Source organism: Nocardioides sp. LHD-245, assembly GCF_030929495.1.
Taxonomy (GTDB): Bacteria; Actinomycetota; Actinomycetes; order Propionibacteriales; family Nocardioidaceae; genus Nocardioides.
In genome coordinates this window covers 21039-43823 of the sequence record NZ_JAVFWN010000013.1, presented here as the reverse complement: position 1 = coordinate 43823, position 22785 = coordinate 21039, and the positions used below count along the sequence as shown (strand labels likewise).

Genomic DNA, 22785 nt, shown 5'->3' with positions numbered 1-22785 from the left:
GCGGAGGCGAGGCGCGCCCGGGTCGGGCGCGCCTCGCGGCTCACACCTCTTCGACCGAGCTGGGCTCGCGGCGGGACAGGTCGATGCCGAGCTCCTCCGCCGCGCGGAAGACGTCTTCCTCGGCGTCCTTCAACTGGATGGTCGAGCCGTCCTGGGACAGCACCTCCACGTTGAGGCAGAGCGACTGCATCTCCTTGACGAGGACCTTGAACGACTCCGGGATGCCCGAGTCGGGGATGTTCTCGCCCTTCACGATGGCCTCGTAGACCTTGACGCGACCGGGCACGTCGTCGGACTTGATGGTGAGCAGCTCCTGGAGGGCGTAGGCGGCGCCGTACGCCTCCATCGCCCAGACCTCCATCTCGCCGAACCGCTGGCCACCGAACTGGGCCTTACCGCCCAGGGGCTGCTGCGTGATCATCGAGTAGGGGCCGGTCGAGCGCGCGTGGATCTTGTCGTCGACCAGGTGGTGGAGCTTGAGGATGTACATGTAGCCGACCGAGACCGGGGACTGGAACGGCTCGCCGGAACGACCGTCGAAGAGGTTGGCCTTGCCGTCCTCCTTGATCATCCGGTCACCGTCACGGTTCTTGTGCGTGACGCGGAGCAGTCCGGTGATCTCGTCCTCGCGGGCGCCGTCGAAGACCGGCGTGGCCAGCTTCGTGTTCGGCGCGGCCTCGTCGGCACCGATCGAGATCAGGCGCTGGGCCCAGTCCTCGTCGCGCAGGTCGGCGTCGATGTGCCAGCCCTGCTTGCCGAGCCAGCCGAGGTGCAGCTCGAGGATCTGGCCGATGTTCATCCGTCGCGGCACACCCAGCGGGTTGAGCACGACGTCGACCGGCGTGCCGTCCTCCATGAACGGCATGTCCTCGATCGGCAGGATCTTCGCGATGACGCCCTTGTTGCCGTGACGGCCGGCGAGCTTGTCACCCACGGAGATCTTGCGCTTCTGCGCGACGTAGACGCGGACCAGCTGGTTGACGCCCGGCGGGAGCTCGTCGCCCTCCTCGCGGTCGAAGACGCGGACGCCGATGACCGTGCCGGACTCGCCGTGCGGCACCTTCATCGAGGTGTCGCGCACCTCGCGCGCCTTCTCACCGAAGATCGCGCGGAGCAGGCGCTCCTCGGGGGTCAGCTCGGTCTCGCCCTTGGGCGTGACCTTGCCGACCAGGATGTCACCGGTCGAGACCTCGGCGCCGATCCGGATGATGCCGCGCTCGTCGAGGTCGGCGAGCATCTCCTCGCTGACGTTCGGGATGTCGCGGGTGATCTCCTCCGGGCCCAGCTTGGTGTCGCGGGCGTCGACCTCGTGCTCCTCGATGTGGATCGAGGTGAGGACGTCCTCCTGCACCAGACGCTGACTGAGGATGATCGCGTCCTCGTAGTTGTGACCCTCCCACGGCATGAACGCGACGAGCAGGTTGGTGCCCAGCGCCATCTCCGCGTTGTCGGTGCACGGACCGTCGGCGATCGGCGAGCCGACCTCGAGCCGGTCCCCCGCCTCGACCAGCGGGCGCTGGTTGATGCAGGTGCCCTGGTTGGAGCGCTTGAACTTCGCGAGCCGGTACGACGAGTAGGTGCCGTCGTCGTTCATCGTCTCGACGAGGTCGGCGGAGACCTCCTTGACGACACCGGCCTTGTCGGCCACGACCACGTCGCCCGCGTCGACCGCGGCGCGGAACTCGATGCCGGTGCCGACGATCGGGCTGTCGCTCCGGATGAGCGGCACGGCCTGGCGCTGCATGTTGGCGCCCATCAGCGCCCGGTTGGCGTCGTCGTGCTCGAGGAACGGGATCAGGGCCGTCGCGACCGACACCATCTGGCGCGGCGAGACGTCCATGTAGTCGACGTCGTCGGCCGGGACCTCGGCGACCTCACCGTTGCGCTGGCGCACCAGCACGCGGTCCTCGGCGAAGCGGCCCTTGGCGTCGAGCGCCGCGTTGGCCTGCGCGATGACGTAGCGGTCCTCGTCGTCGGCGGTGAGGTAGTCGATCTGGTCGGTGACCACGCCGCTCTCGACCTTGCGGTAGGGCGTCTCGACGAACCCGAACGGGTTGATCCGCCCGTAGGAGGCCAGCGAGCCGATCAGACCGATGTTGGGGCCTTCCGGCGTCTCGATCGGGCACATCCGGCCGTAGTGCGACGGGTGGACGTCACGGACCTCCATGCCGGCGCGGTCACGGGACAGACCACCCGGGCCGAGCGCGGAGAGGCGACGCTTGTGCGTCAGGCCCGCGATCGGGTTGGTCTGGTCCATGAACTGCGAGAGCTGCGAGGTGCCGAAGAACTCCTTCAGCGCAGCGACCACCGGACGGATGTTGATCAGGGACTGCGGCGTGATGGCCTCGACGTCCTGGGTCGTCATCCGCTCGCGGACCACGCGCTCCATCCGGGCCAGGCCGGTGCGGAGCTGGTTCTGGATCAGCTCCCCGACCGTGCGCATGCGGCGGTTGCCGAAGTGGTCGATGTCGTCGGCCAGGACCGGCAGGTCCTTGCCGTCGGCGTCCTTGCGGATCTCGCCGCCGATGGCGGCGACGAACTCGTCGTTGTTGTGCAGCTGGACGATGTACTTGATCGTCGCGACCATGTCCGCGATGGTCATGGTCTGCTGGTCGAACGCCTCGTGCTGCCCGAGCTTCTTGTTGACCTTGTAGCGGCCGACCTTGGCGAGGTCGTAGCGCTTCGGGTTGAAGTAGTAGTTCTTCAGCAGCGTCAGCGCGGCCTCGCGCGTCGGCGGCTCGCCCGGGCGCAGCTTGCGGTAGATGTCGAGCAGCGCGTCGTCAGGACCCTGGGTGTTGTCCTTCTCCTCGGTCAGCTGGATCGACTCGAACTGGCGCAGGTCGGCCATGACGGCCTCGTAGTCGTACTCCTCGCCGGTGTCCTCGGCGATGGCCTGGAGGGCCTTGAGCAGGACCGTGACGTTCTGCTTGCGCTTGCGGTCGAGGCGGACGCCGACCAGGTCGCGCTTGTCGATCTCGAACTCCAGCCACGCGCCGCGGCTCGGGATCAGCTTGGCCGTGAAGATGTCCTTGTCGGACGTCTTGTCGGCCGTGCGCTCGAAGTAGACGCCCGGCGAGCGGACGAGCTGGGACACGACGACCCGCTCGGTGCCGTTGATGACGAAGGTGCCCTTGGGGGTCATCAGGGGGAAGTCGCCCATGAAGACCGTCTGGCCCTTGATCTCACCGGTCTCGTTGTTGGTGAACTCGGCGGAGACGTAGAGCGGGGCGGAGTAGGTGAGGTCCTTCTCCTTGCACTCGTCGACGGTGTACTTCGGGTCGTAGAAGACCGGGTTCTCGAACGAGAGCGACATCGTCTCGGAGAAGTCCTCGATCGGGGAGATCTCCTCGAAGATCTCCTCGAGCCCGGACTTGTGGGTGGCGTCCTGGCCCTCGGCCAGACGTGCATCGATCCGGGACTTGTGAGCCTCGTTGCCGATCAGCCAGTCGAAGCTGTCGGTCTGGAGCGAGAGGAGCCTCGGGAGCGCCATCGGCTCCTGGATCTTCGCGAAAGAGATGCGGGACTTACCGGGGGTGGTGCGCGCGGCCAAGAGTTGTCCTTCGACGGGTTCGACTCTTCGAGAGCGCCCTGACCCACCACGTCATCGGCCACCGGGCAGGCCGAAGCGCATCTGAGGGTAGGCGCAAGGAGCCACGATACACCACATACGAGCGCTCGACAATATCGACTGCGCAACCTCGCACAGCCGGTGAGTGGCTCCGCCGGCCCCGGCGAGGGGACCGGGTGTGATCCGGTCCGCCGATCATGCTGTGCGGACCCGCTCAGGTCAAGCGGCCCCGCCGCGTGCCGGGCCCCGTCGACCATCGACCCGTCGCGTTCGAACGCGCCGGGTCGGCGTCGTTCTCGCGTTCAGATACGACGGGTCAGCCGCAGTCCGAATCGACGCAGATGCCGTCGAGCAGCCAGCCCTGCTCGCTGCCGGAGTCGCGGACCAGCTGCAGCGTCGCCCACATCCGCAGCGTGCTCCGCTCGCCCTCGGCGCGGACGCTGTCCTGCCGGATGAACACCACGACGGAGGCCAGCCTGCCGTCCGCGCTGAGCCTGGTCAGCGCGACGCCGTCGGCCGCGGCCTCGACCACGATCTTCTGCTTCGTGGCCTCGTCGGTCAGCTCCGGCCAGAGCTTGGCCTGCTTGGCCGCGAGCGCCGGAGTGAGGTACTGCGTGACCCGCTCCAGGTCGGCGTCCATGGTCTGGTAGCCGTAGGAGAAGGCCGGTGCGACGATCCGCTCCGCGGCGTTCTCGACCTCGACGGAGGTCTTCTCGAAGCCGAGGTTGCGCTCGGCCACCTCCTTCGCACTCTGGTCGCCACGGGCGCCGGGCAGGAGTGCCAGCGTGACGGCGAGGCCGACCGCGAGCACCGCGGCCACGCCGGCGGCGACCAGGGCGACCGTGCCCGGTGCCCGGCGCGGCGCGAGATCCGACGGCGCGGGATCGGACAGCGCGGGATCGGACGGCGCTGGATCGGCCTCGGCCGGATCGGCGACCGCTGGGACGACGGGGGCGGGTTCGGCGGCCGCGGCCTCGGCGGCGCGCTCGGCGGCCAGCTCGGCGTCGTACGCCGCCCGCTTGTCCGGGGCGAGCAGCACACCGGCGGCGTCGCTGTAGGCGCGGAACCGGCGCTCGGTCGGGTCCAGGTCGGCGATCGCGGCCTTCCACGCGGCGCGGATCTCGTCCTCGGTCGCGCTCTCGTCGACGTCGAGGAGGTCGTAGAGGTTGGTGGTCATCGGCCCTCCCCCGTGCTCGGCGACACATCGTCGGACGGCTGCCGGGACGCCTGCTCGGACGGCTGCTCCGAAGGCTGGCCGGAGGGCTGGCCGGAGGGTTGGCCGCTCGGCTGGCCGGCCGGTGGGCCGCCCTCGGGGATCGAGGCCTCGCCGAAGGACGGCAGCTCGTCGTCGAGGTCGTCGAGGTCGTCGACCAACCAGGTGCCGTCCTGCTTGACCAGCGAGACCTCGTAGCGGAACCGGAGCGGCTCGAACGGGATCCGCTGGGTGCTGTCGGAGGGGTCGGGATAGGAGAACTCGACGACGCCCGCGACCAGCAGCTCGGCCGAGTCGTCGTCGATGCTGGCCACGCCGACGGCGTACGGCGTGCCGACCCGGTCGATCTGGGTCTGCTTGACCGTCTCCTCCGCATAGCCGACGTTCTTGTCGAACACGGTCCGGAACTTGGCCGTCATCAGCTTGCCGACGCCCGCGTAGTCGGGCATCTTGCCCGCGGGGTCGAGCAGGTCCGGGCCGTAGGTGTTGAACCGCTGGACGAAGGTGCGACCGGCGGCCAGCGCCTTCTCGCGATCGCCGGACGCGTCGCGCGGCGGGTCGATGAGGGAGTCGAGCTTCTCGCCGGGGTTCGAGCCGGCACCCTTGTCGACCAGCGTCCACACGCTGACACCGAGCGCGGCCACGACGACGCCGAGCAGCAGCCCGATCACGCTCCAGCGGAGCGTGGCGTTGGATTCCTTCACGCGGCGTGCCTCGGTGGCCGGCTCATCGAGCGGGGTCGAGCAGCGGTTGGAGGTAGAGCCACTTCCACGAGTCCTCTCCCAGCGACGGAGGCGCCACGTTACCCCGCACGCTGGTCGTCTCCTCCGCCTGGCCGGTCACGCCCCAGGTCAGCTCGCCCGTCTCGTCGTCCACCCGGACGCCGATGTCGTAGCCCTGCACGCCCGGCGCGACGCGCGGCAGGTTCTGCGTGCCGCGGGGGTTGCTCTTGGTGATCGGCTCGGTGCACCCGACGTTCTCGGGCATCGGGGCGTTGCCGCGGTCGGACTCCGGGTTGCGGCGGGTCTTGAGGTAGCCGGCGTAGCAGGGCGTGCTGGTCAGGGCGAGCACGAGACCGAAGTGCGCGTCCCAGAACCCGCTGCCGCCCTCCTGCTTGGACCGCTTGCCGACGACGACCTGACCGGCGCCGATGGCGTACGGATAGACGACCAGCAGCTGCTTGAGGGCGTCGAGGTGCTTGACGACGACCTCGCCGGTGGCGACCAGGTTGGCGAGCAGCTCGCTGATCTCGACGCCGTTCTGCTCGAGGAAGGTCCGCAGCTGGGTCGCGGCGACCGAGCCCGAGTCGATGACCTTGCGCAGCGCCGGGTCGGCGCCGGCGAGCGCGGAGCTGAACAGCGACAGCTGCTGGGCGAAGGTCCGCAGCGAGGACTCGGAGGCGACCTGGCCCTGCAGGACGGTGTTGCTGTCCCGGATGAGGGCGGTGGTCAGGTCGAAGTTCTCGTCGGCGGTCTCGATGAACGAGTTGCCGGTGTCGATGATCCGCTGCAGGTCCGGGCCGGTGCCGGCGAAGGCCTGTCCGAGCTCGCTGACGGTCGTCTGCAGCGCCTCGCGGTCGACGCTGGCGACGGTCGACGAGAGGTCCCCGAGCAGCTTCTCGGTGGCGATCGGGGTCGCGACGTCGGTGATCTCCGAACCCTCACGGAGGTAGGGGCCGTCGTCGGTCTGCGGCTGCAGCTCGACGTACTGCTCGCCGACGGCCGAGCGGTTGCCGACCAGGGCGAGGGTGTCGCTGGGGATCTTGTCCCACTTCTTCTCGATGTCGAGGTGGACGTCGACACCCGCCTCGGTCAGCTTCAGCTCGCCGACGGTGCCGACCCCGACACCGCGGTAGGTGACCTCGGCGCCGGTGAAGATGCCGCCGGACTCCGGGTAGTGGGCCGTCACGGTGTAGCTGCGGTCGACGACGAGGCGGTCGAGCTTGGCGTAGCGGGCGCCCACGAAGGAGACGCCGAGCAGCGTGATGAGGGCGAAGACCATCAGTTGGATCCGCGTGCGACGGGTGATCACTGCGCCGGCCTCGCCTTCCGCGCCCGGGGCGCCTGCTCGGTCAGCGGCGCGGCGTACAGGCTGACCAGGTCGGTGTCGTAGGCGTCGTCGAACTCCGACCACATGGTGTCGACGTCGCTGTGCCCGCCCGGGGCGGGACGGCCCAGGCCACCGCCCCCCAGCACGCTGGAGAGCAGGTTCCGGATCGGGTTGCTGCTCGTCGGCGCGCCGCCGGCCGCAGCGCCCTTGTTGCCGCCGCCGAGCAGGTTGCAGAGCAGCTTGACCGCCGAGCAGACGTCGTCGAGGAGGTACTGCGGCAGCAACAGGCACTTCTGGGGGTCCGGCGGCGTCTTCAGGCAGCCCTGCAGCGTCTTCCACGCGCTGTCGCAGAGGTTCTTCAGGTTGACCAGCTGGTCCAGGGGCGAGTCCGGGAGCTCGTTGACGAGCAGGCACGGGAGGTCGGGGAGGTTCAGGTTGCCCACGTCGAGCTGCAGGTCGATCGAGAGATTCACGTAGTCGCCCATGTGGAGGTTGCGGGCGACCTGCGGGTCGCGGCCGACGGACTCGTCGATGAACGGGTAGGTCAGGAACGTGCTGAAGCCCTTGGCGAAGTCGTCACCTGCCTGCGCGATCTGGAAGAGCACCGGGTCGAGCATCTTGAGCGTGTCGATCGTCGCGGCCTTGGTGGTGTTGATGACCCGGACCCCGACGTCGCTGAGCTGGGTGAGCCCGTCGAGCATCGCGACCAGGTCCTCGCGCTGCCGGTCCAGCGAGTCCAGCGCGCTCGGCAGCTCCTCGAGGGCGAGGTCGATGCTGTCCTGGTGCTGCTTGGCCGTGACCGCGAGCCGGTTGACCGACTCGATCGCGTCGACGATGTCCTGCTTGCGCTGGTCGAGCTGGCCCATCAGCGAGGAGACCTGGGTGAGGACCGACTTGGCCGAGTCCTCCCGGCCCTCGAGAGCGAGGTTGAGCTCGGTCGAGATCGTCTTCAGCTGGGCGATCCCGCCGCCGTTGAGGACCAGGCTGAGCGCGCCCAGCACCTCCTCGACCTCCGGGTTGCGGCCGCCGTCCTCGATGACGTCGCCGTCGGAGAGCCGGCCCTGGGCGCCGGTGGCGGGGGCCGCGAGGGAGACGAACTTCTCGCCCAGCAGGCTGGTCTGGCGGATCGACGCGACCGGGTTGTCGGGCAGGTCGACGTCCTTGCGCAGCTCGAGACCCACGACCGCCCGGTAGCCGTCGAGGCGGACCTCGGTGACCTGCCCGACCGCGACGTCGTTGACCTTGACCGACGACTTGGGCACCAGGTCGAGGACGTCGTCGAAGCGGACGCTGACCTGGATCGGGTCCTTGCCCGTGTCGGCACCGCCGGGCAGCGGCAGCTCGTAGACGTCGAAGTCGCAGCCGGTGAGCAGCACCGCGCCGGCCAGCAGGGCGACCAGCGCCCGCATCCGACGGCGGAACCTCGCGCGGTGGTTCATCGGTCCACCTCCACCAGTCCGTTGAGCGTCGGGTCGTAGGCCTGGGCGTACCAGGAGCCGGTGCCGAAGGGCGCACCGCGCGGGAGCAGGGTCTCGATCAGCCCGCAGATGTCGCCCTTGGCGTCGGCGCCCGACACCAGGGCGCAGAGCACGGCGCTCGGGTTGGAGGTCAGCTCGTGCAGGATGTTGCCGAGGTTGGCGTTGGTGTCGAGCGTGCCGTCCTTGGGGTTGTAGGTGTGGTAGAGGTTGGTGATCGCGAGCGGCCCGGCCTGCAGCAGCTCGTCGAGGGCGCCGCGCTGGCGGACCAGCACCTTCGCGACCCGGTTGATGTCACGGATGTTGCGGCCGAGCACCTCGCGGTTGCGCTTCACGAAGCGGGCGACATGGTCGAGCGCCGTACCGAGGTTCGACAGCGCGGTCGTGAGCTCCTGCCGCTCGTCGGCCAGCAGGCTCGACACGTCGCCGAGGGACCTGCTGAAGTCGCGCACCGTGGTGTCGTTGTCGGCCAGCGTCTTGAGGAAGGACTCGAGCTGGCGCGCCGACTCGAAGAGGTCGTCCTTGTTGTTGTCGAGGGTCTCGCTGAGCCGGCCGAAGTCCTTGATCGTCTGGTGGAACTGGGCGCCCTGGCCGCCGAAGTTCTTGGCCGTCTGCTCGAGGAGATCGGTCAGCGCGCCCTCCTTGTTGGCGCCCTCGGGGCCCAGCGCGACGGTCAGCTTGTCGATGCTGCCGTAGATCTCGTCCAGCTCGAGCGGGATCGCGGTCTTGGTCTCGTCGATGACGGTGTTGTCGGCCATCACCCGGTCGCCGTCCTCGAAGGCAGGCGACAGCTGGATGTAGCGGTCGCCGACGACCGAGGGCGACACGATGACGGCGTCGGCGTCGGCCGGAACCTTGAGATCGGAGTCGTAGGCCATGACGACCTTGACCTTGGTGCCCTCGGGCACGACCTCGCGGACCTGACCCACGGGGATCCCGAGGACCCGCACCTCGCTGCCCTCGTAGACCGACACCGCCCGCGGGAAGTAGGCGGTCACCGTCTTGTCGTTGCCCGACCCGCCGAACATCCAGACCAGGCCGGCGACGACCAGCACCCCGATGACGGCCAGCGGGAGCCAGCGGCGCACCTTGCTCACCGAGTCGTTCACGGCGTCACCGTCCCGGGCACCGGCGGCAGGTTGAAGATGTAGGTGTCGAACCACGGCCCGTTGCCGAGCGTGCTGGCGAAGACGCGGTAGAACGGCGCCATCAGGCGGATCGACTCCTCGAGGTTGTCCTCGTTCTTCTTCACGACCTGCAGCACCGAGTCGAGACTGTCGAGCGCCGGCTTGAGGTCGGCGCGGCTGTCCTTGATCAGGCCCGTCAGCGTGGTGCTCAGCGTCGAGGTCGACTCCAACAGCCGGTGGATCTGCGCCTTGCGCTGGATCAGCGCGGTGAACAGCGAGTCGGCGTCCTTCATCAGCGCGACGATGTCCTCGTCGCGCGAGTCGAGCACCGTCGAGACCCGGTTGAGGTTCTTCAGCAGCGAGTTGATCTCGTCGTCGCGCGAGGCCACCGTCTCCGCGAGTGAGGACAGGCCGTCGAGCGCCGCACGGAACTCCTCGGGCGTGTTGCGGGTCAGGTCGGCCAGCGTCGTGAGCGCACCGGCGAGCTGGTCGGTGTCGATGTCGGCGGACGTCTCGGCCAGGCCGGTGAAGGCCTCGACCACGTCGTACGGGGAGCTGGTGCGCTCGACCGGGATGACCGCGCCCTCCGCGAGCTGGCCCGCGCCGGCGGGGTCGAGCGCGAGGTACATCGACCCGAGGATGGTCTTGACCTTGATGTCGGCACGGGTGTCGGTGCCGAAGGGCGTGTCGGTCTTGAGCTTGAACGCCACCTTGACGGAGTTGCCGTCGAGCTCCATCGAGGTCACCTGGCCGACCCGGACCCCGGCGATGCGGACCTCGTCCTTGGGCTTGAGGCCGCCGGCCTCGGAGAAGGACGCGTAGTAGGTGTCTCCGCCGCCGATCAGCGGCAGGTCGTTGGCCCGGAAGGCGGCGACCAGGCCGAGCAGCAGCACGGCGATGCTCACCGCGCCGATGACCACGGGGTTGCGCTCGCGGAAGGGCTTCATGTCAGCGGTCCTCCCCTCATCCGAGCGTGCAGCGGTCGGCGGTCGCACCGTAGGTGGCGCTGACCGGGTTGGGCAGGAGCGGGACCTTGATGGTGGCCTTGAAGTGGCACAGGTAGAAGTTGAACCACGAGCCGTAGGTCGCCGTACGGCCGATCTTGGTGAGCTTGATCGGCAGCACCTGCAGGGCCCGGTCGATCTCCGCGCGGTTCTTGTCCAGCGTGCCGGCGACCTTGCGCAGCTCCTTGATGTCCTTGATGAACGGGTCCTTGATGTCGGTGACGAGCGCGGCGGTCTGCACCGACAGCTCCGAGATCGAGTCGAGGGAGGACAGGATCGCCTCGCGGTCCTCGTTGAGCCCACCGATGAGGGAGCGGAAGCTGTCGATCAGGTTGGTCAGCTGCTTGTCGCGGTCGGCGACGTGGTCGAGGACGTAGTCGAGGTTGGTCAGCAGGTCGCCGATGACCTGGTCGCGGTCGGCGAGGGTCTGGGTGACCGACGCGGTGCTCGACAGCAGGCCCTCGACCGTGCCGCCCTCGCCCTGGAAGACCTGGACGATCTCGTAGGACAGCTTGTTGATGTCGTCGGGCGACAGCGCCTCGAAGAGCGGCTTGAAGCCGTTGAAGAGCACGGTCAGGTCGAGCGCCGGCTTGGTCCGGTCGACCGGGATCGCGTCGTCCTCCCCCAGGCGGCGGCCGCCGTCGCCCTCCTGGGTCAGCGAGATGTAGCGCTGGCCGATCAGGTTGCGGTACTTGACCGTGGCGTGGGTGGCGTCGTCGAGCCGGGTGTCGGCGTCGACCGAGAAGGTCACCCGGGCCCGGTCGGCGTTGATGATCCGGATCTCCTGGACCGTGCCGACCTTGACGCCCGCGATGCGGATGTCGTCGCCCTTGTTGACCCCGGTGGCGTCGACGAAGTCGGCCGCGTAGTCCTTGGTCGCGCCGAAGGAGAGGTTGCCGATCGTGATGATCAGGACGCTCGTCGCGAGGGCCGTCGTCACCATGAACACGACCAGCCGGACGAGGTCGCCACTGGTCTTCTTGTCGAGTCCGCGCAGCATCACGACGACGCACCCCCGGCGAGGAGCGGGCCCGCGAGGAGCACGTTGAGGTCGGTTCCGGCGCCGGCGTACGCCTGGTCGAGCGCGCCGCGCAGGGCGGTCACGTCGTCGGGGCTGCCGGTGTAGTCGGCGTACGCCGGGGCCGGGCGCAGGTTGCCCTTGCCGGTGTCGCCGTTCATGCCGTCGTTGAGGTGCGGCAGCGGCGGGAAGGGGTTCTGCTGGCTCCACGGGATGTCCGGCAGGCCCAGGCAGTCGGGACCGCGGTCCTCCCCGAAGATCGGCGCGTCCGCGGGCGTGTACTTGCGGGGCTGGTCCTGCAGTGTCTCGAGGACGATGTGCAGCTCGAAGCCGCGGAACGCCTCCGCGAGGCGGCCCTGCGCCTTGACGATGCCGGCGGACATGCACGGGATGGTCGGCGCGTAGCGGGCCACGGCACGCAGGGTCTCGGTGGTCAGCTCGCCGGCGCGCTTGAGACGGTCGGCGTTGGCGTCGAGGAAGGACCGCGCGGTGTCGGAGAAGCTGCGGATGTCGCGCAGGGTCGCGGTGAGGGCGGCCTCCCGCTCCTCCAGCGTGCCGGTCGTCTTCACGGTGTCGTCGAGGATCTGGGCCACCTGCGGGAGGATGTCGGCGTAGGTGTCGGAGACCTGCGCGGTCAGCTTCAGGTCCTCGAGCAGGGCCGGGATCTGCGGGTTGATCCGCTTGAGATAGCCGTCGAGCGTCTCGAGGTTCTTGCCGAGCAGCTCGCCCCGTCCCTCGAGGGCGGTCGCCAGTGCGGTCAGCGTCGCGTTCAGCTCGGCCGGTTGCACCGTGCGCAGCAGCGGGTAGAGGTCGGAGAGGACCTCCTCGAGCTCCGTCGAGACCACGGTCCGGTCGATGGTCCCGCCGGCGCGCATCGTCCCCGACGGGCCGGTCTCGGGAACCACCAGCGACACGTACTTCTCACCGAACAGCGTCTTCGGCACGATCGATCCGGTGACATTCGCCGGCACCACGCCGATCTTGTCGGGGTAGATGCCCAGCGTCAGCTCGGCACCGCTGGTGCCGGTCCGAGCCTCGAGCACCTCGCCGACGATCACGCCGCGGACCTTGACGTCGGCCCGGTTGGGCAGCTGGAGACCGATCGACGAGGTCTTGAGGGTGACCCGGTCGTAGTCGGTGAACTTCTTCGTGAACGTGGCGTAGGTCAGCCACACGCCGAGCAGCAACAGCGCGACGAAGACGACGCCGAGCGCCTTGTGGGCCGAGAGGATCCGGTTCATCGCCCGATCACCCCGCCAGCCTGACGGTGGTCGAGGCACCCCAGATGGCCATCGACAGGAACAGGTCGATCACGTTGATCGCCACGATGCTGGTCCGCACCGCGCGCCCCACGGCCACGCCCACGCCCGCGGGTCCTCCCGAGGCGGTGTAGCCGTGGTAGCAGTGGATCAGGATCACGACCACCGCGAACACCAGCACCTTGCCGAAGGACCACAGCACATCACCGGGTGGCAGGAACTGGTTGAAATAGTGGTCGTAGGTGCCCGACGACTGCCCGTAGAACTGGGTGACCACCAGCCTGCTGGCGACGTACGACGACAGCAGGCCCACGACGTAGAGCGGGACGATCGCGATGAGTCCGCCGATCACCCGGGTGGTGACGAGGAACTGCATCGAGGGGATCGCCATCACCTCGACCGCGTCGATCTCCTCGGAGATCCGCATGGCGCCGAGCTGGGCGGTGAACCCGCAGCCGACGGTCGCCGCGAGGGCGATGCCCGCGACCAGCGGGGCGATCTCGCGGGTGTTGAAGTAGGCGGACACGAAGCCGGCGAAGGCGGCGGTGCCGAGCTGGTTGAGCGCGGCGTACCCGGACAGGCCCACCTGGGCGCCGGTGAAGAAGGTCATCCCGATGATGACGCCGACGGTGCCGCCGATGACCGCCAGCGCGCCCGAGCCGAGGGTGACCTCGGCCAGGATCCGCAGGATCTCGCGCGGGTAGCGCTTGACCGAGCGCGGCAGCGCCAGCAGCACCTTGAGATAGAAGGACAGCTCGTGGCCGAGGTTGTCCAGGCCCTTCAGGGGCCGGTCGTAGATCGCCTTGATGCTCGCCATGTCTCCGCTAACCCGTCTTCGGGGGCACGACCTGGAGGTAGATCGTGCTCAGAGTGAAGTTGACGACGAACAGGAGCAGGAAGGTGATGACCACGGACTCGTTGACCGCGTCACCGACGCCCTTCGGGCCGCCACCGGCGTTCATGCCCTTGTAGGACGCGACGATCGCGGCGATCAGACCGAAGACGAGGGCCTTGATCATGCCGATCCACACGTCGGGCAGCTGGGCGAGCGCCGTGAAGCTGGCGAGATAGGCACCGGGGGTGCCGTCCTGCAGGATGACGTTGAAGACGTAGCCGCCGCCGACGCCGACGACGCTGACCATGCCGTTGAGGAAGACCGCGACGAGCATGCACGCGAGCACACGCGGCACCACGAGGCGCTGGATCGGGTCGATGCCCAGCACCATCATCGCGTCGAGCTCCTCGCGGATCTTGCGCGCGCCGAGGTCGGCCGCGATGGCCGACCCACCGGCGCCGGCGATGAGCAGCGCGGTCGCGATGGGGCCGGCCTGCTGGATGACAGCCAGCACCGAGGCGGAGCCCGTGAAGGACTGTGCACCGAACTGCTTGATCAGGCCGCCGACCTGCAACGCGATGACCGCACCGAAGGGGATCGCGACGAGCGCCGTCGGGATGATCGTGACCGAGGCGATGAACCAGGCCTGCTGGATGAACTCGCGGCCCTGGAAGGGACGCCGGAACAGCCCCCGTCCCACGTCCAGCGCGAAGGCGAACAACTTGCCCGCGGTGCCGAGGGGTGCGATCACGCGTGCAGCGGTCAGCGACACCTGGCGCCCCTTTCCATCCTGATCCTGTGTCGACGTCCCTCGGTGTCGTGCTCGTTCAGCTGGCGCTGCTTCCGGATGCGTGCTCCGCCTCGCGGGTGAAGGACCCGGGCGGCGGCGTGATCCCGTTGGCCCGGCACCAGGCCCCCGGGGCGGCCTGCGCCCGCCGCGGGATGCCGTTGGACGGCTCCATCTGCAGCGGGATCGGCGGCAGCGGCGGCAGGTCCATGTCCTTCTCGGCCGCGAGCTGGTCGGCGTCCTTCTCCTCCGACATGCCGATCGGGCCGATCGTCTGGGCGTTGAGGAACTGGCGCACCACCGGCTCGTCGGAGGACAGCAGCATCTCGCGCGGGCCGTACATCGCGAGGTGCTTGTGGTAGAGCAGGCCGATCTGGTCGGGCACCACCCGGACGCTGTGGATGTCGTGGGTCACGATCAGGAAGGTCGCGTCGATCTGGGCGTTGAGATCGACGAACAGCTGGTTGATGAACGACGTGCGCACCGGGTCGAGTCCGGAGTCGGGCTCGTCGATCAGCAGGATCTCGGGGTCGAGCACCAGCGCGCGCGCCAGGCCGGCCCGCTTGCGCATGCCGCCCGAGATCTCGCCGGGGAGCTTCATCTCCGCACCGAGCAGGCCGACCATGTCCATCTTCTCCATGACGATGTCACGGATCTCGGACTCGCTCTTCTTGGTGTGCTCGCGCAGGGGGAAGGCGACGTTGTCGTAGAGGTTCATCGAGCCGAACATCGCGCCGTCCTGGAACAGCACGCCGAACAGCTTGCGGATCTCGTAGAGCTCCTTCTCGGAGCAGCTCGCGATGTCGGTCCCCTCGATCACGATGGAGCCCTCGTCGGGCTTGATCAGGCCGATGAGGGCCTTGAGGAAGACGGACTTGCCGGTGCCCGAGGGGCCGAGCATGACCGAGATCTCGCCCGCCGGCAGGGTGAGCGACACGCCCTTCCAGATGAGCTGCTTCCCGAACTGCTTCGTCAGGTTCGTGACCTGTACGTCGACGCCCATGTCTTGCCCTCTCCCTCGTGCGCTCGCCAGCACCGGCTGCGAAGGAACAACGCTGCCGCGTGGCGCACGTTACGCGGCCTGCGTGGCCTGCGTCACGCCGACCCGACCATCACGACCCGCAAAGTACTGGCGAGTAGGCCTAGCGTCCAACTCGCGAGTAGTGATACGCGACGACACGAAAACGCACGAGGCCGGCAGGGCGGATGCCCTGCCGGCCTCGTGACCGAACGGTGTTCCGTCAGGAACAGGTCACTTCAGGGTGACCGTGGCGCCGGCGCCCTCGAGGGACTCCTTGGCCTTGTCGGCGGTCTCCTTGTTGACCTTCTCGAGGATCGCCTTCGGGGCGCCCTCGACGAGGTCCTTCGCCTCCTTGAGGCCGAGGGAGGTCAGCGCGCGGACCTCCTTGATGACGTTGATCTTCTTGTCACCAGCGGCCTCGAGGATGACGTCGAACTCGTCCTGCGCAGCGGCCTCGTCGCCACCAGCGGCGGCACCGCCGGCGGCGGGAGCGGCGGCAACGGCGACCGGGGCGGCGGCGGTGACGCCGAAGGTCTCCTCGAACTGCTTCACGAACTCGGAGAGCTCGATGAGGGTCATCTCCTTGAACGCGTCGAGGAGCTCGTCGGTGGTGAGCTTCGCCATGGTGGCGTCTCCTTCTTGATGCTTGTGGCCCGCGGCTGGCGCCGTGGTCCGGGTTTCAGGTGGTGGGTTACGTCAGCCTGGATGCTGACTACGTCAGCTACCCTCAATCGCCTCGGCGGACGAGCAAACTCGTCTGCGCTCGGCTCGATCGGGTCTCAGGCGTCGGTCGGCTCGGCGGCCTCGTCGGCAGCAGCCTCGGTCGACTCCTCGGCCGGAGCCTCGGTGGTCTCGTCGGCGGCTGCCTCCTCGGCGACCGGAGCCTCCTCGGCGGCGGCCGGCGTACCAGCACCACCTGCGAGGATCGAGGGGTCCTCCTGGGCCTTCGCCTCCAGGGCGCCGGCGAGCCGGGCAGCCTGGGCGAGCGGGGCGTTGAGGAGGTAGACGGCCTGGCTGAGCGAAGCGAGCATCGCGCCCGCGAGCTTGCCCAGGAGCACCTCGCGCGACTCGAGATCGGCCAGCTTGGCGATCTCCTTCGCGTCGAGGAGCGCGCCGTCGAGAACGCCACCCTTGATCACAAGGGCGGGGTTCGCCTTGGCAAAGTCACGCAGACCCTTCGCCGCCTCGACGACGTCGCCCTTGATGAAGGCGATCGCGGTCGGGCCGGTCAGCAGGTCGTCGAAGCCTTCGATGCCCGCCTCGTTGGCGGCCAGCTTGGCCAGCGTGTTCTTGACCACGGCGTAGTTGGCGTTCGCACCGAGGGAGCGGCGAAGGTCCTGCAGCTCCTTGACGGTGAGACCGCGGTACTCGGTCAGCACAGCGCCAGCGGACTCGCTGAAGGACTCAGCGATCTCCGCGACGGCGGCCTGCTTGTCTGCCCGCGCCATGGGTCTCCTTCCGGATGGGGACCGCCGCACTCGTCCGGGAAAGACGAACGCCCCGAGCGCAGGCGCTCAGGGCGTGGACTCCGCGGGCCGAACCCGCGTCGTTGCTGCTCTGATCCCCTGCGCAGGCCGTCCACTCTCGCGGAGCCTTCGGTCCGGACTGGTAGTCCGGACAACCGGCGGTCTTAAGGTTTCGAGGAGCAACGGTACGGCGCCCGACCGTCCCGGGCCAAATCGCGAGCCGTCGAAGTCGTGCGGCACGATGGTCCCGTGACCACCACCGCGACGCCGCTGTCCGCCCTCTCCGCCGACGACCTCGCCGCGCGCCTGACGACCGTGCGCGCCGCCTACGACGAGCTGAAGTCCCGCGGTCTCACGCTCGACCTGACCCGCGGCAAGCCGTCGGCCGACCAGCTGGACCTCGCCAACGAGCTCCTCGACCTGCCGTCGTCGTACCGCGACCGCTCCGGCGCCGACGTGCGCAACTACGGCGGCCTCGACGGCCTTCCCGAGATGCGGGAGATCTTCGCCGACCTGCTCGGCGTCGACGCCTCGGCCGTCGTCGCGGGCGGCAACTCGAGCCTGACGATGATGCACCAGGTGTTGACCTCCCTGTTGCTCAAGGGCGGCCCCGACTCGCCCCGGCCGTGGATCGAGGAGCCGGTGGTGAAGTTCGTCTGCGCCGTGCCCGGCTACGACCGCCACTTCACGATGCTCGCCGAGCTCGGCATCGAGATGGTGACCGTGCCGATGAACGCCGACGGCCCCGACGTGGCCGCGGTCCGGGCGCTGGTCGCCGACGACCCCGCCGTCAAGGGCATGTGGATCGTGCCGACGTACTCGAACCCGACCGGTGCCGTCTGCTCCCCCGAGGTCGCCGCCGAGTTGATGGCGATGCCGACGGCGGCGCCGGACTTCCGGATCCTGTGGGACAACGCGTACGCCGTGCACCACCTCACCGAGGAGGAGACCAAGAGCGCCGACGCCCTCGGTCTCGCCTCCGCCTCCGGCCACCCGAACCGGCCGATCGTCTTCGCCTCGACCTCCAAGATGAGCTACGCCGGTGCCGGGGTCTCGGCGCTCGCCGCCTCCCCCGAGAACCGGGCGTGGTACCTCCAGCGCCTCGGCTTCGCGGCCATCGGCCCCGACAAGGTCAACCACCTGCGACACGTGGAGTTCTTCAAGGACGCCGACGGCGTGCGCGCCCACATGCGCAAGCACCGCGCCCTGCTCGCACCCAAGTTCGCGGCCGTCGAGGAGGCCCTGTCCACGCGGCTCTCGGGTCTCGGCATCGCCGAGTGGACGGTCCCGACGGGCGGCTACTTCGTGAACCTCGACGTCGTCGACGGTACGGCGGCGCGCGTGGTGCAGCTCGCCAAGGACGCCGGCATCGTGCTGACCCCCGCCGGCTCGGCCTTCCCGCACGGCAACGACCCCTACGACCGCAACATCCGCCTCGCGCCGTCCTTCCCCGTGCTGGACGAGGTCCGAGGCGCCATGGCCGGCGTCGCGCTGTGCGTCGAGCTCGCCGCCCTGGAGAAGCTCAGCGCCTGACCGGCACGGCGAGCGGGTCCGCTACGGCTTCTCCGGGCGGACGGGCTCGTCGCGGGACCGCGGCGTGCGGCTCGCCTCCTCCGCGGTCAGCGCCGTGAACGGCGCGAGCCGCAGCGTGGTGAGCGGGCCGATGTCGAGCGGGTCCGTCTCCTCGGTGTCACCGACCAGGCGGGCCGGGACGGACACCGGCGGCTGGTCCGCGGCCAGCTGCAGGACCAGCAGCGACGCATGCTCGGAGTCCGCGCCGGCCAGCTCGCCAGTCCACTCCAGAGCGCTTCCGGCCGCAGCGCCCGGCGCCAGCTCGACCGGGGTGGCGGCGGGCGTGTTCGCCTGCTCGACCGCCGGCTCGAAGGTCGACCCGTTCGCGCCGCGCGCGCCGATCCCCGGCGCGCCCTCGAGCCGGCACGGCCGGTCGGAGAGGTTGCGGACCGTGATCCGGGTGTAGCGGTGGCCCAGCGCGACGTCGTAGCCCTCGAGGGTGACGGCGACCTGCTCGGGCCCGCAGCTGCCGGGTCCACCCGCGGTGGCTCGGGTGCGCAGCAGGGACGCGAGGTCGTCGGCAGGTCGGGGTTCCGGGTCCGCCGGCGCGCCGGAGCAGCCCGTCGCGGCCACGAGCAGCAAGACGGACCCGAGGAGACGCTTCACGACGGCCACCCTAGGAGGCGGGGAAATGCGCGACGCCCACCGTCCCCGGGGGAGCGGCGGGCGTCGTACCGAACTGGTGCCTGGATCAGGCGTCGTCCTCGACCGCGACGTTCTTGATGCGGTTGGGGTCGACCTGGACGCCGGGGCCCATGGTCGTGGAGACGGTGACCTTCTTCAGGTAGCGGCCCTTGGAGCTGGACGGCTTGAGTCGCAGCACCTCCTCGAGGGCGGCGGCGTAGTTCTCGGCGAGCTGCTGCTCGGTGAAGGACGCCTTGCCCACGATGAAGTGGAGGTTGGCGTGGCGGTCGACGCGGAACTCGATCTTGCCGCCCTTGATGTCGGAGACGGCCTTGGCCGGGTCCGGCGTCACGGTGCCGACCTTCGGGTTCGGCATGAGGCCACGGGGGCCGAGCACGCGGCCGAGGCGGCCGACCTTGCCCATCAGGTCCGGGGTGGCGACCACGGCGTCGAAGTCGGTCCAGCCGCCGGCGACCTTGTCGATCAGCTCGTCGCTGCCGACGAAGTCGGCGCCGGCCTCGCGGGCTGCGTCGGCCTTGTCACCGTTGGCGAACACGAGGACGCGAGCGGTCTTGCCGGTGCCGTGGGGCAGGTTGACGGTGCCGCGGACCATCTGGTCGGCCTTGCGCGGGTCGACACCCAGGCGCATGACGACGTCGACGGTCTCGTCGAACTTCTTCTTGCTGGCGGCCTTGGCGATCTTGATCGCGGCCAGCGGCGCGTGGAGCTCGTTCTTGTCGAACGTCTCCGCCGCCGCGCGGTAGGTCTTGCTGCGCTGCATGGTGGTTCCTTAGTTAGAAGAGGAGGTGTGGTCAGCGGGCCAGCGCGGCCCTTCCACGGTTTGTCAGGCCTCGACGGTGACGCCCATGGAGCGGGCGGTACCCTCCACGATCTTCATCGCGGCGTCGATGTCGTTGGCGTTGAGGTCGGGGAGCTTCGTCGTCGCGATCTCGCGCACCTGGTCCTTGGTCAGCTTGCCGACCTTCTCCTTGTGCGGGACGCCCGAGCCCTTCTTGAGGCCGGCGGCCTTCTTGATCAGCTCCGCGGCCGGCGGCGTCTTCGTGATGAAGTCGAACGACCGGTCCTCGTAGATGGTGATCTCGACGGGGATCACGTTGCCGCGCATGGACTCGGTCTGGGCGTTGTACGCCTTGCAGAAGTCCATGATGTTGACGCCGTGCGGACCGAGCGCCGTACCGACCGGCGGCGCCGGAGTGGCCGAGCCGGCCTGCAGCTGCACCTTGACCAGTGCGGCGATCTTCTTCTTGGGAGGCATTCCTCTATCTCTTTCTTCTCGTGGTCATGACGAGACGTACGTCGTGCGTCTCTGCCACCTGCGTCGCCGGGTCACGGTGCGGCCGTGGCCCGGGCAACCCAGACATTCTTCCGCGCCGAGGCGCGGAGGGCGAAATTCAGACCCGCTGGATCTGCGAGAACGACAGCTCGACCGGGGTCTCGCGGCCGAAGATCTCGACGAGCGCCTTGACCCGCTGGGCCTCGGCGTTGATCTCGGTGATCGTCGCGTGCAGCGTGGCGAACGCGCCGTCGACGATGAGGACCGAGTCATTGACGCCGAAGTCGGCGACCTCGATCGGCTTCTTGGCCGGGGTGACGGCGGAACCGCCGCCGGTCGCCGCGGCGGCCTCCGCCTCGGCGGCAGCCGCGGTGACGACAGCCGGGGCGAGCATCTTCTCGACCTCGTCCATGCTCAGCGGCACCGGCTGGTGGCTGTGGCCGACGAAGCCGGTGACCGACGGGGTGTGCCGCACGGCGGCCCAGGACTCGTCGGTGAGGTCCATCCGGACCAGGACGTAGCCGGGGAGAACGGTGCGCTTGACCATCTTGCGCTGGCCGTTCTTGATCTCGGCGACCTCCTCGGTGGGGACCACGATCTCGTGGATGTAGTCCTCCATGTTGAGGGAGTGGATCCGGTTCTCGAGGTTCTGCTTCACCCGGTTCTCCATGCCGGAGTAGGTGTGCACCACGAACCAGTCGCCGGGCTTGGCCCACAGCTCGCGGCGGAAGGCCTCGAGCGGGTCCTCGGCGGAGGCCTCGGCCGGTTCGTCGTCAGCGTCCTCGGCGTCGTCCTCGGCCGGCTCGTCGTCAGCGTCGTCCTCGTCGGTCTGCTCGACCTCGTCGGCCGCGAGGCTCTCCTCCAGCTCGGTGTCCTCGGGCTCCTCGACGTCGGCGACGTCGTGGGCCGTCTCGGCGAGCGCCTCGTCAGCCTGGGCCGGGTCGTACTGCTCGGACACGTGCTGCTCCATCAGTTGTCGAAAAAAGATCAGTTGTCAGCCGGCGCGGTCCCGCGCCGGACTCAGATGTCGTCGGCCCCGGTGAAGATCTCGAACGCGAGCTTTCCGAGCGCGAGGTCCAGGACCGAGACGAGGGCGATCATGATCAGGACGAAGACCATCACGACGACGAAGTAGGTGCCGAGCTGCTCCCGGGTCGGGTAGACGACCTTCCGGAGCTCGGCGACCACCTGCCGGTAGAAGGTCACCGGGCCGGTGCGGGTCTCAGACTGCTTGCCGCCCGAGGGGTCCTTGCGGCCCCCACGGACTGCCGGAGCATCCGCCACGCTGCTCACCTTCTCTTCGTCAGCGCCGACCGTCCGGCCGGCTGGTCGTCATCTCTTTGCAGGGCACGAGGGACTTGAACCCCCAACCTTCGGTTTTGGAGACCGATGCTCTGCCAGTTGAGCTAGTGCCCTCCGAAGGTCCCGCCGTCAGTGTGCCAACCGCCCCAAGGGCGCGACTCACCATGTGGCAGAACCACCAAGCGGGGAGTCTACGGGTTCGGCCCCGGCCGCGTCGAACCGGCACCCACCAGGATCAGCCGCCGAGCAGCCGGGGCGAGATCGTCGAGACCGTCGATCCGACCGTCGAGGAGGTCGGGCCCCGGCGGGCAGGCTCACCCTCGGCGACGGCCCGTACCCGGATCCCGTTGCGAGATCGCCGCTCAGGCATTCGCACCACCATCGACGACCACGGCCGTGCCATTGATGAAGGCGCCGCCGGGCCCGGCGAGATGGGCGACGGTCGCGGCGATCTCCTCGGCCGCCGCGTAGCGTCCCAAGGGGACCAGCGCGCGCTCGCTGTCCGCGTGCTCGGCGTCGGCGGGGTTCATCTCGGTGTTCGTCGACCCCGGATGAACGAGGGCGGCGGTGATCCCCCGCGGCCCGAGATCGCGCGCAAGGCCGTTGGTGAGGCCCACGAGCGCGGACTTGCTCATCGCGTACAGCGCGAAGCCCGGCGCCGGCACGCGCACCGCGAGATTGCTGCCGATGCTGATGATCCGCCCGCCCTCGCGCATGTGGGGAAGGGCGGCCTGCACCGCGACGAAGACCGCCTGCACGTGCACAGCCATCGTCTGCGCGTAATCGTCGAGCGTGAGCTCATCGATCGGTCCGTGGCGAAGCAGCCCCGCATTGTTGACGAGGACGTCGATGCTGCCCAGCACACCGGCCGCCTGCGCGACCGCGTCCCGGACCTGGACCGGATCGCCCAGGTCGGCCCGGATGGCGTGCGCGGTCCCTCCCGCGGCCCTGATCGCCCGGAGGACATCCTCGGCACGGTCTCTCGCCGACTGGTAGGTCAGTGCCACCGCGGCGCCTTCCGTCGCCAGCCGCGTCGCGATCGCCGCGCCTATCCCCCTGCTCCCGCCGGTGACCAGTGCGGTCCGACCCTCGAGCGTCTTCATGAATCCTCCGTTGTGTCCGGCGTCGGCGATATATGTAGCAGTCACTACAGAATACCTCACCTCATGGA

The 22785-nt window shown here is 69.1% G+C and carries 21 protein-coding genes and 1 tRNA gene; 1 reads left to right on the top strand and 21 read right to left on the bottom strand.

The genetic code is table 11. From position 1 onward, the window contains the following. Window positions 1–40: 40 nt before the first annotated feature. The 14 genes from rpoB to rplJ form a co-directional block, all read right to left on the bottom strand. Window positions 41–3490, bottom strand: a complete 3450-nt coding sequence (rpoB, locus tag RB608_RS19220) for a DNA-directed RNA polymerase subunit beta (RefSeq protein WP_392391019.1) — start codon at window positions 3488–3490, stop codon at window positions 41–43. 394 nt (window positions 3491–3884) lie between these two features. Beyond that, window positions 3885–4745 carry a hypothetical protein gene (locus RB608_RS19215; protein ID WP_308089659.1) on the bottom strand — a complete coding sequence of 287 codons (861 nt, stop codon included), beginning with the start codon at window positions 4743–4745 and terminating at the stop codon, window positions 3885–3887. Further along, window positions 4742–5485: a PT domain-containing protein gene (locus RB608_RS19210; RefSeq protein ID WP_308089658.1), complete on the bottom strand. Its 744-nt coding sequence runs from the start codon at window positions 5483–5485 to the stop codon at window positions 4742–4744. Before RB608_RS19210 ends, RB608_RS19215 begins: the two co-directional genes overlap by 4 nt. A gap of 22 nt (window positions 5486–5507) precedes the next feature. Further along, window positions 5508–6782, bottom strand: coding sequence for an MlaD family protein (locus RB608_RS19205; protein ID WP_308089657.1), 1275 nt, complete (start codon window positions 6780–6782; stop codon window positions 5508–5510). A gap of 26 nt (window positions 6783–6808) precedes the next feature. Next, window positions 6809–8269 carry an MCE family protein gene (locus RB608_RS19200; protein WP_308089656.1) on the bottom strand — a complete coding sequence of 487 codons (1461 nt, stop codon included), beginning with the start codon at window positions 8267–8269 and terminating at the stop codon, window positions 6809–6811. Further along, complete coding sequence (locus RB608_RS19195) at window positions 8266–9414, bottom strand: MCE family protein (protein ID WP_308089655.1); 1149 nt, start codon at window positions 9412–9414, stop codon at window positions 8266–8268. The genes RB608_RS19200 and RB608_RS19195 overlap by 4 nt, the downstream gene beginning before the upstream one ends. Beyond that, window positions 9411–10379: an MCE family protein gene (locus RB608_RS19190; RefSeq protein WP_308089654.1), complete on the bottom strand. Its 969-nt coding sequence runs from the start codon at window positions 10377–10379 to the stop codon at window positions 9411–9413. The genes RB608_RS19195 and RB608_RS19190 overlap by 4 nt, the downstream gene beginning before the upstream one ends. Window positions 10380–10395: 16 nt before the next feature. After that, window positions 10396–11436, bottom strand: a complete 1041-nt coding sequence (locus RB608_RS19185; RefSeq protein ID WP_308089800.1) for an MlaD family protein — start codon at window positions 11434–11436, stop codon at window positions 10396–10398. After that, window positions 11436–12695, bottom strand: coding sequence for an MCE family protein (locus tag RB608_RS19180; protein WP_308089653.1), 1260 nt, complete (start codon window positions 12693–12695; stop codon window positions 11436–11438). Before RB608_RS19180 ends, RB608_RS19185 begins: the two co-directional genes overlap by 1 nt. Window positions 12696–12702: 7 nt before the next feature. Continuing rightward, window positions 12703–13530 carry an ABC transporter permease gene (locus RB608_RS19175; protein WP_308089652.1) on the bottom strand — a complete coding sequence of 276 codons (828 nt, stop codon included), beginning with the start codon at window positions 13528–13530 and terminating at the stop codon, window positions 12703–12705. Between the two features lie 7 nt (window positions 13531–13537). Next, a complete protein-coding gene (locus RB608_RS19170; protein WP_282401246.1) occupies window positions 13538–14320 on the bottom strand; it encodes an ABC transporter permease in 783 nt (260 codons plus the stop codon). Between the two features lie 55 nt (window positions 14321–14375). Then, a complete protein-coding gene (locus RB608_RS19165) occupies window positions 14376–15338 on the bottom strand; it encodes an ABC transporter ATP-binding protein (protein ID WP_308089651.1) in 963 nt (320 codons plus the stop codon). A 249-nt stretch (window positions 15339–15587) separates the two neighbouring features. Continuing rightward, window positions 15588–15980, bottom strand: a complete 393-nt coding sequence (gene rplL, locus RB608_RS19160; RefSeq protein WP_308089650.1) for a 50S ribosomal protein L7/L12 — start codon at window positions 15978–15980, stop codon at window positions 15588–15590. 155 nt (window positions 15981–16135) lie between these two features. Next, a complete protein-coding gene (gene rplJ / locus RB608_RS19155; RefSeq protein WP_308089649.1) occupies window positions 16136–16804 on the bottom strand; it encodes a 50S ribosomal protein L10 in 669 nt (222 codons plus the stop codon). Between the two features lie 267 nt (window positions 16805–17071). On the opposite strand from rplJ, the gene RB608_RS19150 reads away from it, so the two are divergent. Continuing rightward, window positions 17072–18355 (top strand): aminotransferase class I/II-fold pyridoxal phosphate-dependent enzyme, encoded by a 1284-nt coding sequence (locus tag RB608_RS19150; protein WP_308089648.1) that lies wholly within the window; start codon window positions 17072–17074, stop codon window positions 18353–18355. A 21-nt stretch (window positions 18356–18376) separates the two neighbouring features. On the opposite strand, the gene RB608_RS19145 is transcribed toward RB608_RS19150, so the two are convergent. From RB608_RS19145 to RB608_RS19115, 7 genes are all read right to left on the bottom strand, one after another. Next, window positions 18377–19000, bottom strand: coding sequence for a DUF4232 domain-containing protein (locus tag RB608_RS19145; RefSeq protein ID WP_308089647.1), 624 nt, complete (start codon window positions 18998–19000; stop codon window positions 18377–18379). Between the two features lie 85 nt (window positions 19001–19085). Next, window positions 19086–19799, bottom strand: coding sequence for a 50S ribosomal protein L1 (gene rplA / locus RB608_RS19140; protein ID WP_308089646.1), 714 nt, complete (start codon window positions 19797–19799; stop codon window positions 19086–19088). 63 nt (window positions 19800–19862) lie between these two features. Continuing rightward, window positions 19863–20294 (bottom strand): 50S ribosomal protein L11, encoded by a 432-nt coding sequence (gene rplK, locus RB608_RS19135; RefSeq protein ID WP_257426648.1) that lies wholly within the window; start codon window positions 20292–20294, stop codon window positions 19863–19865. 136 nt (window positions 20295–20430) lie between these two features. Beyond that, a complete protein-coding gene (gene nusG, locus RB608_RS19130) occupies window positions 20431–21282 on the bottom strand; it encodes a transcription termination/antitermination protein NusG (protein WP_308089645.1) in 852 nt (283 codons plus the stop codon). 50 nt (window positions 21283–21332) lie between these two features. After that, window positions 21333–21596, bottom strand: coding sequence for a preprotein translocase subunit SecE (gene secE / locus RB608_RS19125; RefSeq protein WP_308089644.1), 264 nt, complete (start codon window positions 21594–21596; stop codon window positions 21333–21335). Window positions 21597–21655: 59 nt separating this feature from the next. Continuing rightward, a tRNA-Trp gene (locus RB608_RS19120) sits at window positions 21656–21728 on the bottom strand. A gap of 248 nt (window positions 21729–21976) precedes the next feature. Beyond that, a complete protein-coding gene (locus RB608_RS19115) occupies window positions 21977–22717 on the bottom strand; it encodes an SDR family oxidoreductase (RefSeq protein ID WP_308089643.1) in 741 nt (246 codons plus the stop codon). Window positions 22718–22785 lie beyond the last annotated feature (68 nt).